Origin of the sequence: Jiangella asiatica (genome assembly GCF_004349065.1) — a bacterium.
Taxonomy (GTDB): Bacteria; Actinomycetota; Actinomycetes; order Jiangellales; family Jiangellaceae; genus Jiangella; species Jiangella asiatica.
The window spans coordinates 26,449-51,210 of record NZ_SMKZ01000019.1 but is presented as its reverse complement, the minus strand read 5'-3'; the positions used below and the strand labels follow the sequence as shown (position 1 = coordinate 51,210).

Here is a 24,762-nt window from a genome sequence, read left to right as displayed (position 1 = left end):
GGGAGGTAGGAAATGACAGGAATACCGCACAACAGGCCGAGCCGCAGACACTTCCTCAACGCCGGCGCCGCGGCCGCCGCAGCGCTACTATCGGCACGGCAGACGCGCCGACCGCGCTCTCAGTCGTCGACTGTGGCATTGGAAATCGATTTCTCGAGTATCGAATTCTTCCCACTTTTGAAGTCGAAAATCGGCCTGGCCAGAGCACTTCAAGACGTCAATATCGTGAACAGCCTCCCGCACATGGACGAAATTAGGCCCGCTTTGTTCAACGGGGAATTGCGCTTCCCCGAGACTGATTGGCCATTCTTGAACCCCTACCCGATCGAGGTGTCGGACGATGGGAAGATTGAAGTGCAGGACAATCAGCTGCTGCGGGACTTGCACCAGGGGCTACGGCAGCGCGATATAGAAATAGTGCACCAGTTGATCGGCGCTCCGAAACAGTGGCATCCGTACGACGAGGCCGGGGCGCCGATGAAGTTCCCGGCACCTACGGATCTGGACAAGTCGGCATGGGCAATGAGGTTGTTCACTGAACGATACAATGACACGCCGATCACGTGGACGCTCTGGAACGAACCGAGCCACAATCTCACCGGAGAGCGTGAACCAGAGTCGGTCCAGAGCTTCCTCGACATTTATGAGGCTTACTACAAGGCGATGGCACCAGTCCACGACAAAGCAATCTTCGGGATGGCGAACTTCATACCCTGGGCAACAGTGCCTCTCGAAGCACTGGATGGGAAATCCTATGTCGAGGCGATGATGGACGAGTACCGCACCAGAGAGGAGTCGCATCCGACCCTCTATCGAGATATCGGCCTAGAACGTTTTACGATCAACAACTACGGCCCCCGCGTATGGCAACTCCTGGCCGGTTGCAGAAAAGCTCTGGGCACAAGGATGAACACGCTGCCGTTGACACTCCTTCAGTACGGGCCATTCAATCCCGGCCAAGAGTGGGATGAAAACGCCGGCACCACAACAGAGGCCGTCAAATCCATTCACGCCTTCGACGGGCTCCTGAAGGTGCCCGATCTGGAGACGGTCGCCTTCAGCGGTTGGCTTGGACACATGTTGCAATGGCAGGACGGCCAGGTTCTCGAGCTGCCTCTGTTCAATATGCTGAAACTCTACTCCCGAATGCCGGCCTGGAGAGTAGGCAGCAGTGGCACCTTGCCAAACGGGGTGGGGTGCGTGGCATCCGCTGACCAATACAGAGCATGCGTCATGCTATGGAACGATTCTACCGAACCTTGCACGCTCGATCTGAACCTGATCAACCTCCCGCAGAAGTTCCGTGCCGGCACGACACAAGTGTCCATCTATCGAATCGACGCCAATCACGGAAGCCCCCTCGAAGGGTCGGACAAGAAGTTCGGCCCCACAGAAGTGGCGACGATCAACTCCGACTCCGACAGCCTATCCAGGTCTGTCACGGTCGAGGGCCCGGGCATCACGTACATTGAGGTCGATGGTGGCGAGGGGAACCCCAGTCTCGACCGGAAGGGTCTGCATACGGCAACATTCCTGCGGAAGTACTCATATTCTGACCGGTTCACGGACGACGAAGGAACGATCCAGGTAAGAGATAGCTACGGCGCATACGATGCTGTCAGAGCCACTGCGTACACCGGTGTGAAGAATCGGGTTGGCAGGGGAATCTGCGGAGCGGAGTACGATAACCTTCCGGACAAGCTGAGTGTCGATATCGTCGCTCACAAGATGAGCCCCAAGCCCATCGTACGAGAAAGCATATTCGGCATCCGTGTTGATTACGTGACGAACGGGACGAGCGTCAAAAGCGTGCTATGGCACGGAGATATCTTCAGTGCTGATCGAACGGAGGAACTGCCATGGGGTAAAGGCAGTGCGACGGCCGACGTTCTCATCGAAGCCAGGGCGATCGACAGTAGCTACGCCGGGAACGGGCGTTTGGTGCTGGATCTCAAGAAATACGCTCCGATCAATTGGGTACCAAGTGGCCGCCGTGCCATCATCTCCTTCTGGACGGAATCGACGGGTGAAGGTTCACAGGCCATGTTTTTACTCGAAGAAGTCCCTCGTCCGGAGATTCGCACGCAGGTCCTGGATCAGCTTGCGCTCAGCGACCAGATGCCCGTCAGTTACGACCCCGGTGGCGCCGGGCTGCCTGCCCAGTCCTTCGAGGTCGCCGCAACGTTCGAGAACGCAGGGAGTCCGGACTCTCGAGCGATCCTCATCAAAGACCTGGACCTGCATGTGACGGGAATCCCGGACGGCTGGACGGCTACGTCGCTCGATCGGACACACTTCGGCGCGATTGCGCAAGGAGAATCGGTGACCGCAACGTGAAAAGTTCATCCAGGGACGGCGCTCGGCGACGTCAATCTCGGAGTGGATGCGACGTTCATGGTCGGCGGCGAAAGCTATTCTCTGGTGACCGAGAACACGCTTCACGAGGCTTAGCCCGGATCACGCCTGATCGGCCGCATCGCGGAGCCGAAGCGGGCGACCTCGGCGCCACTGACCGCTCGTCACTGGAGACCCATGCATACTGACCACCGCATCACCTCGATCCAGACTGCCAGGATCGCGACGCACTACCCACGAACGGTGGGGCGCAATGCTCGTCTCCCCAGCCACGGCTCAGGGTTCAGCTCGACGGTCGCCGTTGTCCACACGAACGCCGGCGCCAGCGGATGGGGGATCCTCGGTGGGCCGCTCGACGGTTGCGAGGCCGTCATCGGCCTTCCGCTGGCCGACATCTTCGACCCGTCCGAGGGCGTCACGCACCCGTCCGCGCTTCCCCTCGACTTCGCGCTGCACGACCTGGCCGGCGTGATCCTCGGCAAGCCGGTGCACGCGCTGCTCGGCGGCGACGGCGACCGTCCGGTGACGTGCTACTCGGGAGCGATCTACTTCGACGACCTCGACCCGGTCGACGTCCCGCGAGGCATCGCCGCCGTCCTTGCGAACTGCGCATCTGATTGGGCGGTCGGATACCGTGCGTTCAAGCTGAAAATCGGGCGTGGCTTCCGCTGGATGGACGCCGAGGCGGGCTTCGCCCGCGACGTCGAGGTCACCCGTGCGGTACGCGACGCCTACCCCGACGCTCGTCTCCTCGTAGATGCGAACAACGGATACACACCTGCCGAGACCGTGCGCTACCTACGGGCTGTGTCGGACTGTGATCTGTTCTGGGTGGAAGAGCCGTTCCACGAGGACGCAGCAGGTCTGACCCTGCTCCGCGAGTACCTCGCGTCATCGGGTAGCCGCACGCTCGTGGCGGACGGCGAGTATCAGCCCGATGAAAGGCAGCTCCTCGACCTCGCAGAACAGGGTCTCCTGGACGTCCTCCTCATGGATGTCGTCAGCTACGGGCTGACCGCTTGGCGCCGAATCATGCCCACGCTCCGAGAGCTCGACGTCGCCGCCTCTCCACACGCTTGGGGCATGCCGCTGAAGATGCTGTACGCCGCCAACATCGCCGCTGGCCTCGAGGGCGTGATCACAGTGGAGGGAGTACCAGGCGCTACCGAGGGGGTGGACGCAGGCGCCTATAGCCTCGCCGAGGGCTCGCTCGACGTACCCGATCTTCCCGGTTTCGGGTTGACCTTGACGGCCTCCGTGGCCGAGGCCGATGGCTTCACGCCGACCCTCTGACGAGAAGCTCGATGTGCTGCCTGCCCGGACGGGTCCTGAACACTCGTCGTGGCCGACGCTCTTCTGTCGGCGGGCCACCGTGGTCCGTCCATTCGGGCGCGGGAACCGGCGCTATTCGTTCGGGTGGGTGGCCACGAAGCATCGGCCTACTTGGCGAGCAAGCAAGCGGGCCGGTTCGGGGTTGACCCGACCTGCCGAGTGTTGTGCGAGTATGGCGTGCCGATCGCGCCCGAGTGCCCATGACGCGTTCGAGAAACGCCCGTCGCCGCGGGATGCCCGTGACAAGAAGCGCAAGGGTGGTCATCGCCGACGCGGTCGTACGGAAGCCGCAGCGTGGGCAGAATGAGGAATCCGCAGCGGTAGGTAGCGGTGGTTGCACATTCTTTTCTGCGCTGCAATGCTGAGTCTCGGAGGTGGAATGAACCGTGGTGACCCAGCGGGACGTCGCCAAACTGGCCGGCGTATCGGTCCGGACCGTCTCGAATGTCGTCAACGACTACACGTACGTCGCCGAGGAGACCCGCGCCCGTGTGCGGCAGGCGTTGGATGAGCTCGGCTATCGGCCGAACCTCCTGGCGCGCGGTCTCGCCCGCGGTCGGTCCGGACTCATCGCGCTGGTCCTCCCTCTCGACGTCCCTTACTTCTATGAGCTTTCGGAGTACGTCGTCGTCGAGGCCGAGCGTCGCGGCTACACGATCCTCATCGACCGGACGGACGGGCAGGCCACCCGGGAGCGTGCCCTCGTCAGCCGCACCGACCGCTCCGCCATCTTCGACGGCATCATTTTCAGCCCGATCGGCCTGGGCGGGCCCGAGCTGCGTTATCGGACCGCCGACACACCCGTCGTGCTGCTTGGGGAAAAGCCGGTCGGGGCGTCTCTTGATCGCGTCCAGGTTGACGATGTAGCAGCTGCCGAAGCTGCCACGTCACATTTGATCGGGCTCGGTCGGCACCGGATCGCCGCCGTAGGACAACCAGTCAAGGCGCGGAGCCAGACAGCCCAGCACCGCACCCTCGGATACCAACGCGCCCTGCAGGCTGCCGGTCACGAGTTCGATCCAGACCTGGTGGCGACGGTGACAGATTTCCATCGCGCGGACGGTGCCCTGGCGATGACCCGACTGCTGGAAGCACGTCGGCCGCCGGACGCAGTCTTCTGCTACAACGACCTGATGGCCCTCGGGGCACTCCGCACCCTGCTGTCCAAGGGCTACCGAGTACCCGAGGACGTCGCAGTGGCGGGATTCGACGACATCGAGGACGGGCGCTACAGCACACCGACCCTCACTACGGTCGCGCCCGACAAACAACAGATCGCCAGCCAGGCGATGGATCTACTCATCCGCCGACTCGACGGCGACGCCGGACCGCCCAAGACAGCCCGGGCCGGCTGGCAACTGATGCCCAGAGAGAGCACGTCGATTCGATCCAACCCAGGTCATTCATTGTGATGTCTCAGAACATCCCCTGAAGCGCACCAGGTTTGATGCCGCATCTTTCTGAGTTGGAATGATGAAAGTCATGCCGGGAGCGGCGCTGAACCCGGCGACCACGATACGGACATCGGTCCGAATGACCAACGTCACGAGATCGTTACCGAGGCGCGCGAGCACCCCGCACAGATCAGATCTCCAAGATCGTCCCACGGACGTCCCACGGAACGGGAACCGAAACGGTGAGGAGGTGATCGAAACAGCTTTGACCTGGGTGGGCGATACTGGAATCGAACCAGTGACCTCTTCGGTGTGAACCATGGCCGACCAAGTGTCCTACCTGCGGAAACAACATTTCCGCAGGTAGGACAGGCCCGTTCGGGACCGTTGACAACCATTCCGAGCCATTCAGACGTGGAATAGCTCCCAGCCTGCTCCCGACCTGTGCTCCCCGCAGGCTGTCTCCCGTCGACCAGTCAGAGACCGATGTCTCAGCCCGCCTCGTGTTCCTGCTGGTTCTGAGACCTCGCCTGAGTCCGACAGGCGCTGATCTCAGGTGGGATCTCTTGTCCTCGACCGTCCGCCCTGCACGGCGTGCACCCGCCACCTAAACCGCGGTCACGGTCGCTGACACCACCCGGTGCGCGCTCTGCGTGGACAAACACGGGCAGCCCGTGGCGAACGGCTCGCCCGGTTCGAGTCCCCTCAGTTGGTCCTGGTGGGCGGCGGCACGCCGTTCTTCACCGCGCTGGCCAGCTGGGTAAATCTCCCATCTCGTGGAAACGCGGACATCTCGCCCGCCGCGCCACTCGTGGATCTACTGGCTCGGGTGTGAGCTCGGGTACTGGAGCTGCGGCGCTCCTGTGTTAGGCCATCTCCGGAACATGGAGGTGCGCGAACACAATCTCCATCTCCTCGATGTTGTCGATTGTCGCGCCCAGTTCGTCGGCGACCCGCTGGCGAATGCCCTGGGCCGCGTCGCGGCTGGCCTCCAGGGCCTCCCGGCTGTCGAAGGCGGCGGTCCCGACCACGCGGCCGGCATCGCGATCGATCATCAGGCTGGAACTGCAGAAGCCGGCCATCTCCTGAAGGCGCGGGAGGACTGCCAGCTTGTATGTGTCGATCGCGCGATCGGCCGTCTCGGGATCGCCGCTGAGCCAAGTGAGGCGTGCGCAGGCGCCTTCGGGTGTGGCATGGTCGCGGTGCACCACTGCCACCTCCCACTGGTGCACCTCGCTGCCGGTGGCGCCCAGGCTCCGCTCCGCACGGTTCCGCAGCGGCACCACCGACTCGGCGCTCTGCCGCATCGCATCCTCGGAGTGCCACGCGGTTGTGGCGATGCAACGACCGGAGCCGCGGTTCACGAGCAGCGACATCCCGGCACATCCGTCTATCCCGGACACTGCGGGAAAGATATCGTCACGAACAATGGCGATGCCGTCGTCAATCTTGGCGGGATCGGCTTGCACTTCAGTGGTACGCACGAACATGACGCGCTCCCATCTGTTCGCCGCAGCGTCCCCGTGGCGCTGCCTCTAACCACGCTCCATCTCTCGAGCACCCGAGTCAAGAGGGGGCAGCGTCGGAGAATCGGGCTCGTCGTCCAAGTTGGCTAGCGCCGGACTTTCCTGTCAGCGCTCCCCCGGTTCTCGACAGACTCGAGTCGAGCGTCCTGGCTCGATCGGTCTAGGTCTCGAAATGATCGCTGCCGCAACTGCCGGCCTCTTCGACGCGACCCTGCACTACCTCTGGGACGACCTGTCAGCTAGCTTCGGCGACGGTCGTCGGCGTCGATCTCAAGTTGCGCCGCCACTCGAAGATCCCGGCGATCAGGAGGTTGCCCCTGGGTGGGTGGATGAAGGGCTGCGGGCCGCCGTCAGGGCGGCGTTGCCATTCGTAATAGCCGCTGGCTGGGATGATGCAGCGGCGACGGGCGAGCGGGCCACGGTAGGCGGTTTGGCGTGCGCGGTTTCTAGCCGAGCGTTGATCATCTTCGCGCCGCCGGTGATGTCTTAGGACCAGGACGGGATGAGTCCCCAGCGGGCCGCGTGGATCTGTCGTCTCCTGTGGGCTGGCTGGTCGGTACGTTCCAGCACGATCGGGATGCGGTCGGTGGGCGCGACGTTGAACGACGGCCGCAGATCAAGCACGTCGCCGGCGACGGCGTCGAACTCGTCGACCAGGTCATCGATGGACACGTCGACGACGTATCGTCCACACACGACCCCGAACCTGCCCTCAGCTGGTCACGTGTTGGCGGATGACGGCGCGCGCTGGCTTGTCGGTCCGGAGGCCCTTGTAGGCGGGGTGGCGGAGAGCACCGACCTGGGTCCACTCGGCGAAGGCGACGTCGCAGACCAGCTGCGGCGTGACGAAGCGGCAGCTGGGCTTGTCCGGTTGCGCGCCGACGAAGGGGCGTCCCGGTGGCGAGCGGCGCGAGGAGTTGCCCTAGTCGACGCCGTTCGGCGACTGTGAATCCGGTGCCGACCCTTCCGGCGTAGCGCAGCTCACCATCACGGTCGTAGCAGCCGACGGCGAGAGCCCCGAGAGAGCCAGACAGGCCGCCTTCGCCGGGGAACCAGCCGCCGATGACAACCTCTTGCCTATTGACGTTCTTGATCTTCAGCCAGTCTCGGTTGCGACGGCCGGCGTCGTACCGGCTGCCGAACCTCTTCGCGATGACGCCTTCCAAGCGCTGGGCTTTCGTCGCGGCGACCATCGCCTGGCCCTGGCCGCGCACATAGGCGGGGACTTGCCAGCCCGCTCCCCCAGCCTCCGGCAGGAGCTGCCCGAGCTCGGCCCGTCGCTGCTCGTACGACATGCCCAGCAGCGACCGGCCGTCGAGATACAGCAGATCCAAACGACGTACACCGCCGGAACGACATTCCCGGGGTCTGTATCAACCCGGGACTGCTTGAACAACGGCGGGGAGTCAGTCAGCCGTGGCGGGGATGCGGCTGGTTCGGAACGCCAGGCTGATGGTCCAAGCGCTCCCGGCCAGGGCCACTGCGGCAGCAACGCCGAACATCCACGGGATCCCGGCGCTGTCGGCCACCAGGCCCAGCAGGATGGGGCCGCCACCGAGTCCGAGGTCCAGGAAGGCGCTGACGGTTCCCGAGGCGGCGCCTCGCTCCGAGGATGAGACCGTGGCGAAGACCGCGGAGAAGAAGGCGGGCGTGCTGAACGAGACGCCCAGGGCCGTCACGGCCGTCCCGATAGTCATGCCCACCGGGGTAGTCCACGTCGCCGTCAGGGCGAGACCAACGGCGATCGCGACCAATGCCGCCGCGCCGAGAGGCAGTGGAGACAGCCGGTCTGGCACCTTGGCGAAGGCGATGCGACAGGTCACCACGACGATGCCGTAGACGAACAGCGGGACGCTCGTGCTTCCCAGCCCGACCGCGTCGGCGTGCAGCGAGGCGAAGGCCAGGAAGCCGCCCATCGCGACCACGGAGGTGAAGAACCCCACGGCGGGTGGAAGCGCCTCCCGGTGGATCAGAGGTGGTCTCGCTCCGTCGGTTCTCCGCCGTGGCGTCCCTGTCTCGCCGATCCCGTACACCACGGCGGCCGCCAGCACCGCGAGGGCGCCTGCCGCCAGCCAGGCCGCGGTGAAGCTCAGGGTCGTGACCAAGACCTCGCCGAGGGGCGGACCGAGAGCAAGGCCGAGATAGAGCCCGAGCGAGTTGTAGCTGAGTGCCTCACCCAGGCGACTGGCCGGCGCGAGGTCGGCCAGTGCGGCGAACGACGCGACGAAGAATGCGGCCTCCGCGACGCCCAACAGCAGACGGAGCGCGACGACGACGGCGAGACTGTCGACGAAGGCGGTCAGCAGCATGGCGAGCGCACACAGCAGGGCACCCCCGACGAGAAGCGGCCTCCGTCCGACCGTGTCCGAGAGCCGTCCGGCGTAGGGACGCAGCACCAGCGCGGTGACCGCGAAGGCGCCGAACGCGACGCCGGCGCCCGCCTTGTCCGAGCCGACCGGGCCGGTGACGTAGAACGGAAGCGCATAGATCGCGACGCCCGCGGCGGTGAAGTAGGCGAGGTCGCCGAGCGCCAGCCTGACGAAGGCCGGTGTGAGCAGCCGGTCAGGCGTGTCGTGAGGCACGTCTGCGGTCGACGTCCGTGGTGTGGCCATGAGGCCCAGCCTGCGGCGCGACGCCGTCCGGAGGATGGGTAGACCTACCCAAATTTGTCGATGAGTCCGTGCTCCATGGCGAACAGCGCGGCCCCTGCACGTGAAGCGGCTCCGATCTTCGTGTAGATGTCCTGCACGTGGTGCTCCGCCGTGCGCGGTGAGATCGTGAGGCGACGGGCGATGTCGCGGTTGGACAGCCCAATTGACACCAGGCGAAGCACCTCCACCTGCCGAGGCGTGAGCCCGCTGGGCAGCGACCGACGCACTCCGCGCGAGAACCCCGTTGCTCGTAACACTCCTGCCACGGCCTCGCCGTCCAGGCGACCAGCCCTGGCGTCTTCCTGCAACCGCTCGGCCGCCCGGACCTCTGACAAGGGCGGTCGGTGCGGGCGTCCCTCGACGAGGCGGCGGTAGGCATCGGCCGCCGCGAGCACTCGAGACGGCATGGTCAATTGCGCCGCGCCGAGTCCCCGGTGGTAGCCACTGCCGTCGCAGCGCTCGTGGTGCTGTCCGGCCAACCTCGTGACCTCGCTCAGATGAGGTATCCGCGAAAGGATCCGCTCGCTGTGATACGGGTGGAGACGTGCCTGGTCGAGCTCGGTCTGATTCAGCCGGGGCTTGTCCCAGATGCGGCTCGAAACCCCCACCCGGCCGAGGTCGTGCAAGTACCCGGCGATCCGCACGGTCTGAACCTGCTCGTCCAGTCCCATGCCGAGGGCCGCAGCGGCAGCCAGATCGGCCACGCCGGTGGAGTGCCCGTGCAGCCAGGGACTCTTCAAGTCGACGAGGTTTCCGAAGGTCCGGGCCACCGCCTCGAGCTCCACGTCGTCGACGAGCCGGACCGGGTCCGGCTCCGCGTCCAGCACGCACTGGTAGGCATCGATGTCCTCCAGCCCGCCGAGGAACTCCCGCGACTGGCTCAAGAAGGCCTCGGCAAGCTCGGGATCCACGTACGTGCCCGCGCGGCGGCGTACCTGAGCGACCGCCACGTCGTCACCGGCATGGAGCGCGAACATGACCGCGACCGACGCGACCTGCATGACGCGGGCGCACAGCGGGATCGCCTGCCCGGCGACCGCAGGCATGCCTTTGCCGTTCCACATCGCCAGGGCGTGAAAGAGGCCGTCCTGCACCGAGGCGGGCAGTCCGAGCTGCCGGGACGCGTCGCGGGCTACCTCGCAGGTCGCTGTTGGCCCATCCGTGTTCATCCTCCTCCCGGCGATCACAGTCTTGCTCAGGACTCGCGCCCGGGAGGCCTCGGTCGTCTCCGCCAGCCCCGAGACCCACGTTCGCCAGACATCCATCGGCTGCGAGAAGTCGGTGAGAAACGCCAAGCGCGTCGCGGTGATGTCGTCGCCCCAGGCTCCTGCATTCTCGTGCGAGTGCGCCGTGCAACCCAGATGCTGCAGCAGGGCGGTGTAGAGGACGTCTCTGACGACCGCGTCGTCGCAGCCGAGCGCCCGCGCGAGGCGTGTCGCGACGAAAGCTCGTTTCAGCGACTCCTCGAGGGGCGCTCGCGTACCCAGGTCGGTCGCGACCGACAGACCGCCGAGGAGGCCCAACAAGCGGAACACATCACCAACGGTGCCACAGCGGCACGGCTACCCGATGCACATGGTGCACGTCCGGCACGAGCCGTTGCCGTGTCGCACGTGGTCAAACGCTTTCGGCTGACCCGTGGGGTCAGGTCGGCGGGATGTTGGCGTTGTGACGGAAGACGTTCGCCGGGTCGTATCTCGTCTTGATGGCCACGAGGCGATCCCATTGCTCGCTGCTGTAGGCGCCGGTACGCACTCGGCTCGATGTGTCGTCGCTGGTGAAGTTCACGTAGACGCCGACGCTATGGGGCTCGAGTGCCGTGAAGAAGTCACGCACCCAGCCGATGTGGCGCTCCGGCTCCGGGTCGTCCGGGAGCCATCCCGCGGTGATGTCGATGCCGGCGTTGATCACGACCGCCAGGCCCAGGTTTAGGCCGCCGAGAAGCATGAGCGGGCACCCCACTTCAGGTTCTCTGGCTGGCGGACCCAGCGGAGCAGGCGGTTCGTTGCCGAGGCGCGGTGGATCGCGGCGGCCAGCGCAAAGCTCGCTAGGACGATGATCTGCAGCACGGCGTCTCCCTCCACTCAGTGCTTGGTCCTTCGGGCCTGACCCGCGCGAGCCGCTGTGTCATGCCGAGATCCGCCATCTGTGGATAACTGCGGGTTGATTCATCTGATGTGGATAAGTCGTCGTGCGAATCCCCCGATGACGCCGGCCATGGTCATCGATCGAGTGGAGGGGACGCCCGTGGTGCGCTGGCGATGCGGCCGGCTGGGTTCGGGAGCTGATCGCGCGTGCGTTCCGAATAGCGGTGGCGGCGCGCTGGTGGTCCAGGCGTTCGAGGTCGGTGGCGGGGACCGGGGTAACGGCGTCGCGGCCGTCGATTTGGTAGCAGTCCCGGTATGCCGCGACGGTGCGGACCTGGCTAGCCCATGCCGCGTACCGATCCGGCTGGCGAGGCGGCGGACCGCACCCGCGAAGCCACTCGCGTCCGCCATGCAAGTCTTCTCGGTCTGTAGTTGCCCCTTCGATCAGCCGGAGCTCCACGCACACCTGACCTCCGTCGAGACGTCCGAGGCCAGGACGAGGTGAGCGACGGGCATGGAGATCCGCAGTCCCTTTCGGAATTCATCGCGTCAAGTCCCCAGTTATCCGCCACCGAGCGGGGAGATTCCCGGTTTTACGCGCGCATCGGCCAGGAGCACTATCGCCGCATGGAGGACGGATCAGTGGCCCGTCCGCAGACAATGTTTCACCATGTCGTGATCATCGGCCGAGCTGCTGTCCGCGCCCACGCGGCATTCAGACGTGGCGATCGGTTCATAGCCGAAGGCGAGATCCGCGACCAGCCCTTGGGTGACGTCTTCATCGCACGGCGGATCGGCCACGACGCAGCCCGGACCTCTTACGTAGTCCAGCGCCCGGCGGCAGCCCTCCACGCCTGCAGGCATCGCAGCGCGCTACTACCCGTCACGAGGGCGCCACCGAGCGACCTTGAGGGCTGCCGTGACGTCCCTGGGTTTCCCGCGTCGCAGTGTCGACCGCACGGCCGTACAGCTGTACACACCCGACGAAGCGGCGGACCTGCTCCGGTGCAAGGCCTCGTGGCTCAAGGAGCAAGCACGGTTGCGTCGCATCCCGTTCACGCTCGTAGCCGGTGCTTACCGGTTCACGGTCGATCACTTGATCCAAATCATCGAGAACAACGAGCATCTGCCGGTTCCCGAACAGGCGGTCTCGACGTCGCGGTTCACGAGGACGACCGACCAGCACAACCCGGCTCGAGCCCTGAGGTCCCGTCGCCCTCGGCCACGCGATCCGATCTAGAATCGACGCAGCGGCAGTCATGTCCGGCGACGCTTTCTGCGGCCGTCTCCCCCACCACCGGGTCAAGTCCAGTCCATCACCTGTCGCGCCATGCAAGCGGCAGATGGAGGACGCAGCTGTGGGCTACGCGGAGAAGCGGCGCGGTTACTACCTTGCCCGATACCGGGTCGGCGAGAAGATGATGACCGTCAAGGACGAGCACGGTGCGACGATCCGGTACGCCACCAAACCCGCAGCCAAGGCGGCGGCCGTGTCGGAGCAAGCCAAAGTCCAGCTCGGGACATGGCGCGACCCCACCGGCGGCCAGACGTCTTTCGGCGACTGGGTGAACATCTGGTATGAGCGCCAAGACCTGGCGCCGTCGACGATGCAGAACTACAAGCATCACATCGAGGAGCATCTTTCCCCCACGTTCGAGGAGATGGCGCTGGCTCAGATCTTTGGGGCCGACGTCGACGAATGCGAGCGGAAGGAGGGGGCTGCTGGATACAGCGTCTTCTCGGTGCGAACGTGGCGAACCACGCTCTCGACGGTCTGGCCGACGCCGTTGTCGAGGGATTGATCGCGGCTAACCCGGCCGTCAAGTGACGAGGGCGGGGTAGGCGAGCCGGCCGCTCGCGCCGACGCAGGCCGGAGAAGGTCACGACGAACGCGGTCGAAGCTCTGCTACTCGCTGAACAGGCGGCGATCCTGACCGGCCGCGATGCGGAGTTCGTGATGATCATGGTCAAGTACTGGACGGGGCTCCGCTGGGGCGAGGTTGTCGGACTCGAGACCGAGTTCGTTCGTACGACCCGAGCGGATCCGCGTCGAGTGGCAGCTGTGGGAGGACGACGGCGGCGCGCATCATCGCCTGCCACCGAAGGACGACTCGTACCCCGACGTCGACATCCCGGACTTGCTGTCACGAGTGATCACCCGCCACCTGGCCGAGGTCAAACCGGCGCCTTGTCAGTGTCACGGACTGCGCCACGTGTTCTCGGGCCAGAAGAGCCCTCACGCGCGTCGGTCCGCATTCAGCGACTGGATCTTCGACCGCGCCGCAACCGGGTGGTTCCCTCGCGTGGCCGGCGGCTCCCGAAGCGTCCGGTATCGGTCGACGCGGAACCGTGGCCAGGCCGGGTTCTTCGCGGCCGTGGCAACGCCGATCGCGCGACCGCGTGCTGACTCCCCATCGCACCAGGACTGACACCCCACAGCCTGCGACACTGCCACAAAACGCTGATGACCGAACTGCGCACGCCGGAGATCTTCTCGCACGAACGCCTCGGACACATGCTCGCCGGCATCGGCGGGATCTACTCCCACGTCACTCCGGCCATGCGTCAGGAGCTCATGGACGGGCTGACCGAACGCTGGACCGACGCGTTGGACGTCCGCCTGGCGATGAACCGCCGCTCGCCGGTCGCGATTCTCGACGACCTGATGCGTGAGCATCACGAGAACGCCGGCGAACGCACCGATGGCTTGGATATCAGACGGATATCGGCCGGCTCGAAGAGCCGGTTTACGGCGAAACGTCCGCAGCCCACCGGAGCGCGATGAGCCCAGCTCGCCGAAGATCGTCAAGGATTCCGCACACAGAATGCCCACAGACGACGATTTGATCTTCGCTCGTGGAGGCGGAAACAGCCTCTGACCTGGGTGGGCGATACTGGGATCGAACCAGTGACCTCTTCGGTGCGAACGACGAACCCACACCGCCGCGACCTCAGTGGATTCGCATCAGCGCAGCTCAGGTCCCGTTGCCACTCAACGCCGCCGCCGGGTTCGGCCAGCCGCTCGACCAACAGCCGCTCGGTCTCGCCCCTGGGCCAGGATCAGCGGTGCGGGAAAAGGACCCTGCCCACGCAACGAAACCGTCGCCAGCAGCCGGGCGCGCTAGAGCTGACCGTCGGGGAACTGCTCCCGGACCTCGCACGACCAGGGCGGTCTTGCCGACCCCGGCCGTGCCGACCACGGCTGCGATCGGCACGGGAGCGTCGCCCGTGAGCAGGCGGTCCAGCTCGGCGGGTTCCGCGTCGCGGTCGACGAAGCCGCGTGTGGCCGCCGGCAGCTGGGAGCACGCCCGCGGACACCCGCTCGTTGGCGCGTGCCAGCAGCACTCCGAGCAGGACGTGTTGCAGTCGCCCCGCGATGGTCGCGGTTCTCCCATCCCGCCGAGCCTCGATGGGGCCGAGCACCTGGAACTCCACACCGGGCACCGTATCGTCAGGTCGCCACGACGACGCTACCTCGCCCGTCGCCGGTCTCCACCTACGAAGAGCCACCAGACAACGCCCGCGTTGCCCGGCAGCCCATTCGGGGTCATCCCTCGATCGTGACGCCCTTGGTGGACAGCACCGACCCGAAGGGCCAGAGCTCAAGGTTCTTCACGCGCGGCTTGACCAAGAGGTTGTATCCGCCCCACAGCACCGGGATCTCCCCGAATGCTTCGTCACGCGCGATCGCGCACTCCACCAGCTTCGCCTCCTTGGCCTGCGGGTCGGTCAGAGCAAGCGCCTCTCGCGCCAGCTCGATCGCCCGCTGGGCCGCTGGATAGCGGTTCGCGTCCAGGACATCGAGAATCTGCTGCACCGGAGCGCCGGCAGCCTCGGCGTTCAGGACCTCTTGGGCGACGTCCGGCGGCACGAGATTCAGCCCCACGATGCCCGCTGTCGCTGCCGAGGGCACGATGCGCTGCGCAGCGATTTGCAGCGACGACACCGACACATTGATGGCGTAGAAGCCGGAGTAGCCCTCCGGATGGAGTTCGTGCCGCTTCTCCATGTACAGACCGCGTTCGACATTGTCGATGGTGACGTCGATGCCCAGGTTGTCGCGCCACATTTGTGCGGTCGCCTCGACCCACGGGCTGGACTGGTAGTCGAGCACCGTGATGGTGGGCATGCCGTCGCCGTCAGGATATCCAGCGTCGGCAAGCAGCGAGCGGGCAGCGTCGACGTCGTATTCCACGCCCGGAACCTGTTCGCCGCCGGGCACGGAGTCCGGGATCATGGAAGTGCCCGGCTCGCCGGGTCGTCCCACTTCGGCCACGGCCTCACGATCGATGGCCAGCGCCAAGGCTTTGCGCACACGGACATCGTTGAGCCTGGTGTCGCGGCTGTTCATGACGACGAGCTGGCGGATCTGGTTCATCGGTGACGTGACGAGCTCGTCACCGACATCAGAGGTGGTGACGGCCTCGAGGTCGTCCTCGATGCGGCCGGTGATGTCGATGTCGTCGTTCTCGTACGAGAGCAGGTCGGCCGTCGTGCCGCCGTCGTTGAACAAGATCTCCCAGCGGGAGAGGTGATAGCTGTCCTTGTCCCAGTACTGATCGTTGGGCAGCAGAACCGCACCCTGGTTGATCCGGAAGTCACCCAGCACGTAGGCACCGTTGCTGACCCAGACGTCCGGGTCGAGCCAGCCCTGGCCACCGACCTCTTCCATGGTGGCTGGGTGCAGCGGAAGGCACTGGAAGTTGGCGAGCTCGATCAGGAAATTCTCGTTCGGAGCCTCGAGGGTTATCTCGAGCGTTGTGTCGTCATGGGCCTTGACGCCCACGGTCGAGAAGTCGTCGGTCTCGCCGCCCAGGTACGATTCCGCGCCGACGACGCGCATGACGCTGTGGTTGTACGAGGGCGCTTGCTCGCCGCTGGTACCAGGCGTGAGCAGGCGCTTCCAGTTCCACTCGAAGTCGTGTGCGGTCACGGGGTCGCCGTTCGACCATTTCGCGTTGCGGCGCAGATGGAATGTGAACGTCAGCAGGTCGTCGGAGATCTCCCATTCCGCGGCGACGCCGGGCAATACCTGGTAGTGGTCAACGGGGTCATGGACGACGAGGCCCTCCCACAGCCCGGTCATGATGATCTGTCCGTTGGATGCGTTGCCGGCGATGGCAGGGTCGAGGGTGGAGATGGGCACCATCGAGAGGCGCAACGTGCCGCCTTCCTGATCTCCGTTGCCTCCGATCTCGCCGTCGCTGTTGTCGCTGAAACCGCAGGCGCTCGCGCCGGTGGCCGCCGCGAGCGTGGCCGCGAGGAAGGTGCGGCGCTTGATCGTTGGGGTCATGGCCGGTTCTCCTTTGGTGGTTCGCGGACCCAGTGCCGGGGCGAGGGCTCGACGATCTCCTCGGTGGCGTTGTCGTCCTGCTGTCCCTACCGTCAGGGCCGGGGTTGCCTCCCGGCGTTCTCACTGGATGCGAGCTTCGGCATGGCGTCGCCCCAGGCGAGCCACAGTTGCTGGTACGAGTGCTTCGACGACGGCAGTGATCTTCTCGCCCATGTGCTCGTATCCGCGCGGCCCCGGATGCAGGCCGTCCCACAGCAGCCCGCTGTCGTCCGGGCCCAGGACCTCCAGGCCGCTCAGCACCCGCAGGTCGTTGTCACCATGTCGCCGAAGGACGGCGACCGCCTCGTGGACCAGTTCGCGGATCTGAGCCAGAGACATTCCCGACTCCCCCGTCACCTCTTCGCGATCCGGAGACGCGATCGGCGAGATCACCAAGATCGGCACCCGCGGATGACCGTCCCGGATCGTGGTGAGGAGGCCGAGCACGGCGGGCAGAAACGAGCGCTCGTTGAACACCCCGCTGCCGTAGACATTGATGCCCAAGCAGGTGATGATCACGTCGGCGGGCAGGTCCCTGATCAGACGCGCGACCATGGGATCGAGCTTGCACTCACCCCCGAACCCGAGACCCGTGAGCTCCATGCCCAGCCCGCGGGCAACGATCGCCGGCCAGGTCCGAGTTGGCGACGCAGCCGCCGCGCACTGGCTGATGGAGCTGCCGTAGACGACCAGCCTCGGCCGAGAGGCCGGATTCGCCGGCGACAGCTCGGCGTCGTCGTCGATACACAGCGTCGCCAGCCGCAGTTCGTCGGTCGTGGGTAGCCAGAGCTCGACTGCCTTCTCCCCCGGCGGCATCACGCCAGAGCGGAACGTCCCGTCTCGCTGCACATCGATGGTCTCAGCCAGGGCTCCGTCCACGACGACGTCTACAACGCGTCGCTCGCCGGCCTGACCTGGTAGCGCGCGGCCACCGATAACGACCGAGTTCGTCTGGACCACGAGCCGGACGCCTGCGGGAATCGCCGCTCGTTGGCGAAGCCGGGCGCCGGGGAACAGATCAAGGTCCCGGTAAGGCAACCGCCACGGCCGCGACCAGTCAGGCGTGTGCTCCACGTCAATGGCGCCCAGCCAGGTCAGGCTCGGATCAGCGGGCGAGATGGTCCGCATGGAGGACCTCCGTCATCTGCTCGAACGAGGGCGCGTTGTTCCAGGCGTCGGCCCATCCGTCGTCGCCGACACCTGCGAAGACTGCGGTGCAGAGCCAATGCTCACCGACGTCGTGGGCTCCTCGAAGGACTGGCAGGCTGGTGCGCGGACGGAGCACGTTGGTATTAGGAAACACTCGAAGCACCTCACCGGCACGGAGGTCACCACACGCAACGTCGCGGACATCGCGCAGGCCGCTGACCATGGTCGACCCGGCGCAGAATGCCTGGCCACGTTCCACCCGCGCATGAGCTCCTGACAGCTCAGCGGCCTGGAGATCGACCGCGAACCCGCCCTCGGCGCTGACGATGCGTCGACCGCTGGCGATTCGATGCACCCGGGCGTGCCACAACCCGTGAAACCACAGCCAGGTCTCGATCTCGACGTCGTGCCACGGCCGCCAGCGCGACCAGAGCACATCGCCGTCCAACCGGGCGTCCTCGAGTTCCGCGCGAACGCGCCAATGGGTCTCGTCCTCGGAGAGCGCCAGCATGCTGTCGGGAGCGACCTGATCCAGCCCACGGTCACCCGCGGGCACGCTGAATCCGAATGCTGTCGAATATGCGAACTTGGCGTACTTGGCCGCGCCGTGCCGTACCGCCACATGCTGCTGGCCGCTGACCAGAGCCGTCACGTGTCCCGAAGGCTCATCCATCGAGACGAGCATGCCCGCATGCGGCTGTTTCGATGTCCCGGCCACTGCCGGCGAGTCCGACTCCGCGGCCAGCCAGAACGGGTGATCCGCAGTCAGGGCGAGGGGCAGGAACGCTTTCAGCGACCAGTAGGGAGAGCCCGGAGCGTTGTACTGCTCCGCGATCGTGAGGTTCGGGTATGCGTAGCCAATAGAGAGCAGACCCGCCTCGTCGAACATCGGCTGCCGCGCCCACCAGCGCAGCTGGCGCAGGAGGAGGCCCTTGATCTGACCCCACGGCAAGGCTTCGACCCCGGCAAATGCCAGCGCGCCCCAGAACGCACCCTGGGCAAACCGATAGGTCAGGCTGCGCCCGAACGGCAGCGCCGAGCCATCACGGGCGAACCACCGCAGGAAATCACCGGCGAATGTCGCCGCCCGTTCTCGAAAACGATCGCACCGTCGCGGATCGTGATCGGCTGCCAGGCGCGCGTACAACAGCCCATAGAAATGCATGGCCCAAGGGACGTAGTAGTCGCGCCGCGCGGTGGGTCCGTCGGCATACCACCCATCGCCGAGGTAGAACCTCTCCAGCCGGTTCAGTGCCTGTGTTTGGCCCTCGGCGTCGAACCCGGGCGTGTCCACCAGGCGCAGCGCCTCGTTGACGATCACTTTGAAGAACAGCCAGTTGTTGTCGTTGACGGCCACGTCGTTGATGCGAGCCAGCCACCGGCTCAGATTCTGCTGGTCGCAGGTGGTCAAGGGCTCCCACACCCGGTCGGGGACCAGCGCGATCGCCACCGCGATCGCCGCCATCTCCACCAGCCGCTGGTCGTTGTCGCCGGCCGGACCCCAGTACTCCGGGTGATTCGGATCCGTGCCCGACGACAGCCCGTGCAAGTAGGGCTGCCAGTCGACGTTTCCGCCACCGGCGGCCAGCGGCGCGAGCCCCCACAGCGGTCGCGCGAATCCCTCCAGCTCGGCCACCCCGGGCGCGTACTGGGCGCCCGCGCCGCCCAGCCGCGCGCGACCAGAGCCGGGGACGAACCTCGCCAGGACCGGCTCGCACAGGGCGGTGACCGCTCGCTGCGCGTCGCCGCGCGACCCCAGGTCATTGCCGGTCAGCGGGTTGGTCACGACGCGGCAGCGATCGAAATGCGATAGGAGAGTTCGTCGACGGCGGAGAACCGCATGGTGCCCAGCCGCTTCGCGCCCGCTAGCGGATCGGCCTCGCGCAAGTCCACCTGCTCGAAGATGAACGCGTGCGGCGGGCCGGTGTGGATCGTCGTCGATGAGATCGGGAAGCTGGGACGCCCGGCTCCGGGCGCCTCCACCCTGAGCTCGACGCCATCTCGACGCAGCACAAACAGGCCGGGCTCGCGCACGACGTCGTCGACGTCCGGGTAGAACACGATCGGAAAGTCCTCGGTGAACTCGCCGGCATAGGACGTGGTGACCAGGATCTCGTCGTCGTGGAACTCCACGGACTTCGTGTTGCCGCTGCCGAGCGAATACGTGATCAGCAAGTCGCCGGTCGGCAGGTCACGATTGGTGTGCGCCCACGGCGCTACCGGATTGCCGTCAACGAAAAACCGTGGCGTGCTCGTGCCCGCTTCCTCGCGGCTCGCCCCGCCGGCACGCGTTCCCCATGTGCCGGAGCTCTGCCAGTCCGACTGCGTCTGCATCACGGTCCCCAGCACCGGATGCCACAGCACACCGAGGCCGAGCCGCTGCTGAGCGTGCGTCCGTCGACCGGAGTTGAAGGCGGCGTAGTAGGTCGGACGCCGGACATAGGTCATGTGTATCGCGAGCTTGGAGTCCACTCGTTGATGAATGAAGGACTGCCGTGCGACGTATGGCAGGAGCTGGATCGCCTGCTGCCGCTGCTGATCGGTCGGGTACCAGCGGTCGTGGTCCCGGTGCATGAACGTGTACGGGCTGAATCCGAACTGTTCGCCTACGCGGAGTGGCCCGACCTCCGGCCAGGCCTGGTCCAGGCCCGCGCGCGTCCGCGCCCGCTGCTCCGCGAGCTCACGGCTGCTCGGGGCGAACGCCCGGGCCAGCGGGATCTCCTGCGCCTCGGGATGCGCGACGTGGTCGACGTATCGCCGCGTCGACCGGGTCTCGACGGCGCTGTTGAGGATGAACCCGCGACCCTCGGGCTCGACGAGTACGTTGTAGCTCAACAGGTCCAGCCACCGCTCCAGCATCGTTCGCAGCACACCGAGTTGTCGTCGGCCACGCGCTCGCTGGAGGAGGTAGTGCCGGGTCATCCGCTCGTTGCTTCGGTGCGTCCCGAACGTGTAGTTCCAGTCCACGTAATGCTCTTCTGGGTAGGCGCCGCTCGCGGTCTGGAAGTGATCCGGGCTGTCGTCGAGACGCTTGACGAACAGCTCCTCGATCTCATCGTCGTCACGCAGGTGCAGGTAGGCGGCCGCACCGGCCCAGATGCAGGTCCACTGGTTCGGGAACTGCACCGCGAAGTGATACCACTCCTGCTCGGTGAGTAGGTAGTGCAGGCTCCTGCGCTGCGCCGCCATCACGTCGTCGAACAACTCACTGTCGATCGACGGTGTGCCGTTGAGCAGCACAAGGGTCTCGCCGAGGAACTTGGTGATGAACGCGGCCGTACCGTACCCCGTGCTCCAGCTCTTACCCGGCCACGGATAGAGGCCCTGATCGTCCTGGAGGCTCATCAGGAACCGCAGCGCGGCCTCGAGCCTCGCTCGTACCGGCTCGGAGCCGCGGTAGGCGTTCCACGGTCGGTCCTTCGTATAGAAGTATGCGAAGGACAGCACGTTCTCCATCACCCGCGCATTCGCTGGGTCCTGCTGTTCCGGGTTGCGCCACACCGCGATGTCGATGAAGCCGCGGTTTGGCCCCGACTCGACGACGGAGTTCGCCACCGTGTGGAAGTGCGCGAGGTAGTACGGGAGATCGAGTTCCTCGTCGAGGAAGTCGCCAGGGGACAGCTCCCCGAGATCCACCGGAGGCACCGGTTCCCAGGCTGAGGTCGCGGTGGACTCCGCGCCATGAGCACCTGGGAGCTTCGCGCCCAGCACGGCGCCCGCCGCGAGGACGGCCGCATTGCCCTGGAGGAATCGCCGACGGGTGAGGTCATTAGACATACCGGAATCTTGGCGCATGAATTCATGCCTGTCAATGGAATCTATTCCTACCATTCCCTGGAGATGCGCTACGATCTCAGTATGAAGTTCCAGTTGGTTGCCGACCAGGTCAGACAGGATATTCTCGCGGGCCGCTGGCCGGTGGGCAGCCGCCTGCCCACAGAGCAAGAGTTGTTACGGACCCATCAGGTCAGTCTTAATACAGTCCGTCGAGCGCTCGATGTCCTTGTCAAGGAAGGGCTCGTCGAGCGCCGACAGGGCTCCGGTACGTTCGTTCGCGCCGTTCCCCCGAACGGAGCACGACGGCCTCGATTCGTCGGTGTCGTGGTCCCCACCACTGGACACATCTACGCCGGCGTGATCGAGGGCATCGAGTCCGTCGCCGCCACCGCGGGAGTGCGAGTGGTCCTGGCCAGCTCCGAGTACAATCTCGGCCAGGAGGCCGCACGAATGCGCGAGCTCCTCGACATGGGTGTCGACGGCCTCCTGCTGGTGCCCAACCTGCACCGGGTCGACCAGCCCAACGACTACGTCAACCAGCTTCGAGCACTTCCCGTGCCGTACGTTCTCGTCGAGCGGCGACTTCCTAATCCGCCGCCCGACGATCCCACTCGTTACGTCTGCACCAACCATGTCGGCGGTGTCCACCTCGCCGTCCGCCACTTGGTTGAGCTGGGCCACGAACGCCTCGGCTACCTCGGGCAGCTGCACAGCTCGACAGCGGACACGGTCGTGACGGGCTTCGAACGAGCCATCACCCACTTCTCCCTGCCCCGCGTCGCCTCGGCCATCCAACGCGAAGACTCATGGCCCACCGACCAGCTCGCCGCCTACGCGCAGACGTGCATTGCCGAAGGCGTGACCGCCGTCTTCAGTCTGAGCGACCGAGATGCGACCCGCTTGCTCCCGCTCGCCCGCCAAGCCGGGCTCTCCGTGCCGGACCGGCTCTCCGTCATCGCGTACAACGACGACGTCGCCGAACTCGCCGAGGTCCCCCTGACGACGATCTCCAGACCGGCGGCCGAGATCGGCCGCCTGGCCGCGGACAGCCTGCTCCGCCAGATACAGCAAGGTCCCGATGCGCCCATCCAGCAGATACACATCCAGCCCCGGCTGCTGGTGCGAGAGTCGTGCGCACCGGTCCCCGCGAAGGCCCTACTCGGATGAGCGCGACGCGGCGCATGAACGTCGCACTCATCCATTGCCACGACCTCGGCCGGTTCGCCCACTGCTATGGCGCGACCACGGTACGAACACCGTCCTTGGATGCCCTGGCGGCCGACGGCATCCGGTTCGACAACGCCTTCTGCAGCGCACCGCAGTGCAGCCCGTCAAGAGCCGCACTCTTCACCGGGCGGTACCCGCACAACACCGGCGTATTAGGGCTGACCCACGCCAACTACGGCTGGGACCTGAGCCCGGATGTCCAGCACGTCGCCGGGCTTCTGGCCGACGAGGGCTACTGGACCGAACTCATCGGCGTCCACCATGAGTCCCGCCGGCGTCCGGACGACGAAGTCGCCGCACAGCTGGGCTTCACGAAGGTACAGACCGGCGGACGAGCTGATGACGTCGCGCGACGAGCCGTCGAGGCACTCAGCGCCAGGGCCGGCGACCCAGATCGACCGTTCTACCTCCAGATAGGCTTCACCGAGCCACACCGGCTCGGGCCGGCCACCGACGAGGGAACCCGTCACGGCTTTCTCGGCGGCCACATACGCCCTGACGACACGCTCGGCATCACGATCCCCGGATACCTCCGCGACGACGACAGCACCCGTCGTGAGATCGCGGAGCTGCAGGGAGCCGTGCGGCACGTGGACGCGGCGGTCGGTCGCGTTCTCACCGCGATTGACGAACTTCGGCTGGCCGACGACACCCTCGTCGTGTTCACCACCGATCACGGCCTGGCGCTTCCCCGCGCGAAGTGCACCCTCTACGACCCCGGCATCGAAACCGCTCTCATCCTGCGCGCGCCGCGGCTGGGCTGGTCCGGCGGCCGGATCTCGACCGAACTCGTCAGCAATGTCGACATCGTGCCTACCGTTCTCGACGCCGTCGGCGCGCCGATCCCTGCGCAGGTGCAGGGCCGCAGCCTGGTGCGACGCCTCGCGGGCGATCCGCGCGAAGGCCGCGACCACCTCTTCGGCGAGCTCACCTTCCACAACTACTACGACCCGAGACGATGCGTCCGGACCGCGACCCACAAGCTGATCGTGAAGTTCGACTCGACACCGGCCTTCATGGGCACGGTCGCACAGTCGTGGCGGCCATGGGCCACACCCGTGGTGTCCGCGGCAGGCCCGGCAAACGACCACGCGCCGGTCGAGGTGTACGACCTGCGAGATGATCCCCTCGAGCTGACCAACCTCGCCGAAGAGCCTCGCCATCGTGGATTGGTGGACGAACTCCGGCTCATTTTGCTCGGCTGGATGCAGGAGACGAACGACCCGCTGCTGGCCGGCCCACCTCCGTCTCCTGCCTATCGTCACGCGCGTCGGTTTCTCCTCGACCAGTGAGCCGGCGGCGTCTTGTCTACCAAACGGCGCATGAATGGCGGGCCATCGCACCCAGCAACGGGCCCGACAACGGATCCTCCACGATGAGCAATCACCCGACGCCCAAAGTGTGCGGCCCTGACGAGACCGAGACCGCCTGGCGGGACCATCGGATCAGCACATGCGTTGGCGCACGTTTCGTGCCTGCGAAGGGGGACTTCAGGTGGGCAGATCCCTCCTCGGACAGCCTCCTGAGTCATCAGCGGCACCCAGCGCCGCACGGATACTGCACGTCGCATCAGTTCAGACTCCTGGCCTCGGCGACGAACTGCCAGAAGGACACCTGTGCTGATCGACTAGGGCCCGCGTGGGTTGCCTGTCGCCCGCCGCTGAGGATCCGCGTCGAATGACGACGGCCGGGCCGCGACTCCGGGACGGACATGGCGCACTCAATTGCGCCTGCCTCGTGGCTGCACGGCCAGCGGGCAACACCCGCTCTGTGTCAGCCCGAGGGATCGGACGCAGGCGTGACGCACGGTCTAGCGGCCTCGATGGTTTGTGGCGCGAGCGACGCACAGAGTGCAAGGCCGGGAGGACGACGGCGGCTCGCATCTCCGCCTGCCGCCGAAGGACGACTCCTACCGCGACGTCGACATCCCAG

18 protein-coding genes and 3 pseudogenes are annotated in these 24,762 nt (G+C 65.9%); 8 read left to right on the top strand and 13 right to left on the bottom strand.

All coding sequences use genetic code 11. The features are described 5' to 3' along the window. Positions 1-132: 132 nt before the first annotated feature. The 4 genes and pseudogenes from E1269_RS14790 to E1269_RS34275 form a co-directional block, all read left to right on the top strand. Positions 133-2,337 (top strand): hypothetical protein, encoded by a 2,205-nt coding sequence (locus tag E1269_RS14790; protein WP_131895760.1) that lies wholly within the window; start codon positions 133-135, stop codon positions 2,335-2,337. A 486-nt stretch (positions 2,338-2,823) separates the two neighbouring features. Beyond that, positions 2,824-3,648, top strand: coding sequence for a mandelate racemase/muconate lactonizing enzyme family protein (locus E1269_RS14785; protein ID WP_203433606.1), 825 nt, complete (start codon positions 2,824-2,826; stop codon positions 3,646-3,648). 425 nt (positions 3,649-4,073) lie between these two features. Continuing rightward, positions 4,074-5,099, top strand: coding sequence for a LacI family DNA-binding transcriptional regulator (locus E1269_RS14780; protein ID WP_131895756.1), 1,026 nt, complete (start codon positions 4,074-4,076; stop codon positions 5,097-5,099). Positions 5,100-5,793: 694 nt separating this feature from the next. Further along, a pseudogene (locus tag E1269_RS34275) lies at positions 5,794-5,872 on the top strand (dihydrofolate reductase family protein); the annotation flags it as partial. A 75-nt stretch (positions 5,873-5,947) separates the two neighbouring features. Here the strand turns inward: E1269_RS34275 and E1269_RS14770 are convergent. From E1269_RS14770 to E1269_RS32265, 9 genes and pseudogenes are all read right to left on the bottom strand, one after another. Then, on the bottom strand, positions 5,948-6,571 hold the full coding sequence (locus E1269_RS14770; protein ID WP_131895754.1) for a hypothetical protein: 624 nt from the start codon (positions 6,569-6,571) through the stop codon (positions 5,948-5,950). A 271-nt stretch (positions 6,572-6,842) separates the two neighbouring features. Then, complete coding sequence (locus tag E1269_RS34270) at positions 6,843-7,103, bottom strand: SOS response-associated peptidase family protein (RefSeq protein WP_420810641.1); 261 nt, start codon at positions 7,101-7,103, stop codon at positions 6,843-6,845. Beyond that, a complete protein-coding gene (locus E1269_RS33835; protein ID WP_131895752.1) occupies positions 7,094-7,303 on the bottom strand; it encodes an SOS response-associated peptidase family protein in 210 nt (69 codons plus the stop codon). The genes E1269_RS34270 and E1269_RS33835 overlap by 10 nt, the downstream gene beginning before the upstream one ends. A gap of 16 nt (positions 7,304-7,319) precedes the next feature. Continuing rightward, positions 7,320-7,941: pseudogene (locus tag E1269_RS34265) on the bottom strand (ATP dependent DNA ligase). 72 nt (positions 7,942-8,013) lie between these two features. Continuing rightward, positions 8,014-9,219 carry an MFS transporter gene (locus E1269_RS14745; RefSeq protein WP_131895750.1) on the bottom strand — a complete coding sequence of 402 codons (1,206 nt, stop codon included), beginning with the start codon at positions 9,217-9,219 and terminating at the stop codon, positions 8,014-8,016. A gap of 44 nt (positions 9,220-9,263) precedes the next feature. Next, positions 9,264-10,781: an HD domain-containing phosphohydrolase gene (locus E1269_RS33415; RefSeq protein WP_131895748.1), complete on the bottom strand. Its 1,518-nt coding sequence runs from the start codon at positions 10,779-10,781 to the stop codon at positions 9,264-9,266. A 121-nt stretch (positions 10,782-10,902) separates the two neighbouring features. Next, positions 10,903-11,205: a BBE domain-containing protein gene (locus tag E1269_RS14735; protein ID WP_131895745.1), complete on the bottom strand. Its 303-nt coding sequence runs from the start codon at positions 11,203-11,205 to the stop codon at positions 10,903-10,905. Then, positions 11,187-11,327: a hypothetical protein gene (locus tag E1269_RS32270; RefSeq protein ID WP_162606422.1), complete on the bottom strand. Its 141-nt coding sequence runs from the start codon at positions 11,325-11,327 to the stop codon at positions 11,187-11,189. Before E1269_RS32270 ends, E1269_RS14735 begins: the two co-directional genes overlap by 19 nt. A gap of 657 nt (positions 11,328-11,984) precedes the next feature. Then, positions 11,985-12,146 carry a hypothetical protein gene (locus E1269_RS32265; RefSeq protein WP_162606421.1) on the bottom strand — a complete coding sequence of 54 codons (162 nt, stop codon included), beginning with the start codon at positions 12,144-12,146 and terminating at the stop codon, positions 11,985-11,987. A gap of 118 nt (positions 12,147-12,264) precedes the next feature. Here E1269_RS32265 and E1269_RS34260 point away from each other — a divergent pair, with 118 nt between their 5' ends. Together E1269_RS34260 and E1269_RS34555 are read left to right on the top strand one after the other, a co-directional pair. Beyond that, the gene (locus E1269_RS34260) at positions 12,265-12,585 is read left to right on the top strand and encodes a helix-turn-helix domain-containing protein (RefSeq protein ID WP_420810639.1); all 321 of its coding nucleotides are present in this window, start codon (positions 12,265-12,267) and stop codon (positions 12,583-12,585) included. 118 nt (positions 12,586-12,703) lie between these two features. After that, positions 12,704-14,016 (top strand): annotated as a pseudogene (locus E1269_RS34555) (tyrosine-type recombinase/integrase); the annotation flags it as partial. Between the two features lie 876 nt (positions 14,017-14,892). Here the strand turns inward: E1269_RS34555 and E1269_RS14720 are convergent. The 4 genes from E1269_RS14720 to E1269_RS32260 form a co-directional block, all read right to left on the bottom strand. After that, positions 14,893-16,374 (bottom strand): peptide ABC transporter substrate-binding protein, encoded by a 1,482-nt coding sequence (locus E1269_RS14720; protein ID WP_162606420.1) that lies wholly within the window; start codon positions 16,372-16,374, stop codon positions 14,893-14,895. 384 nt (positions 16,375-16,758) lie between these two features. Then, positions 16,759-17,805, bottom strand: coding sequence for an SGNH/GDSL hydrolase family protein (locus E1269_RS14715; RefSeq protein ID WP_131895741.1), 1,047 nt, complete (start codon positions 17,803-17,805; stop codon positions 16,759-16,761). Continuing rightward, positions 17,783-19,612, bottom strand: a complete 1,830-nt coding sequence (locus tag E1269_RS14710) for a DUF2264 domain-containing protein (RefSeq protein WP_162606419.1) — start codon at positions 19,610-19,612, stop codon at positions 17,783-17,785. The genes E1269_RS14715 and E1269_RS14710 overlap by 23 nt, the downstream gene beginning before the upstream one ends. Next, positions 19,609-21,621: a hypothetical protein gene (locus tag E1269_RS32260; RefSeq protein WP_162606418.1), complete on the bottom strand. Its 2,013-nt coding sequence runs from the start codon at positions 21,619-21,621 to the stop codon at positions 19,609-19,611. Before E1269_RS32260 ends, E1269_RS14710 begins: the two co-directional genes overlap by 4 nt. On the opposite strand from E1269_RS32260, the gene E1269_RS14705 reads away from it, so the two are divergent. Beyond that, positions 21,613-22,770: a GntR family transcriptional regulator gene (locus tag E1269_RS14705; protein WP_203433599.1), complete on the top strand. Its 1,158-nt coding sequence runs from the start codon at positions 21,613-21,615 to the stop codon at positions 22,768-22,770. The two genes, E1269_RS32260 and E1269_RS14705, sit on opposite strands and share 9 nt — an antisense overlap. Continuing rightward, on the top strand, positions 22,767-24,122 hold the full coding sequence (locus tag E1269_RS14700) for a sulfatase family protein (RefSeq protein WP_131895737.1): 1,356 nt from the start codon (positions 22,767-22,769) through the stop codon (positions 24,120-24,122). Before E1269_RS14705 ends, E1269_RS14700 begins: the two co-directional genes overlap by 4 nt. The last annotated feature ends 640 nt before the right edge of the window (positions 24,123-24,762 follow it).

Excerpts from the sequence above, each read along its gene's own strand:
- E1269_RS14770 (WP_131895754.1), bottom strand. The coding sequence starts at position 6,571 with ATGTTCGTGCGTACCACTGAAGTGCAAGCCGATCCCGCCAAGATTGAC.
- E1269_RS14745 (WP_131895750.1), bottom strand. The coding sequence starts at position 9,219 with ATGGCCACACCACGGACGTCGACCGCAGACGTGCCTCACGACACGCCT.
- E1269_RS14735 (WP_131895745.1), bottom strand. The coding sequence starts at position 11,205 with ATGCTTCTCGGCGGCCTAAACCTGGGCCTGGCGGTCGTGATCAACGCC.
- E1269_RS14715 (WP_131895741.1), bottom strand. The coding sequence starts at position 17,805 with ATGCGGACCATCTCGCCCGCTGATCCGAGCCTGACCTGGCTGGGCGCC.
- E1269_RS32260 (WP_162606418.1), bottom strand. The coding sequence starts at position 21,621 with ATGCGCCAAGATTCCGGTATGTCTAATGACCTCACCCGTCGGCGATTC.
- E1269_RS14700 (WP_131895737.1), top strand. The coding sequence starts at position 22,767 with ATGAGCGCGACGCGGCGCATGAACGTCGCACTCATCCATTGCCACGAC.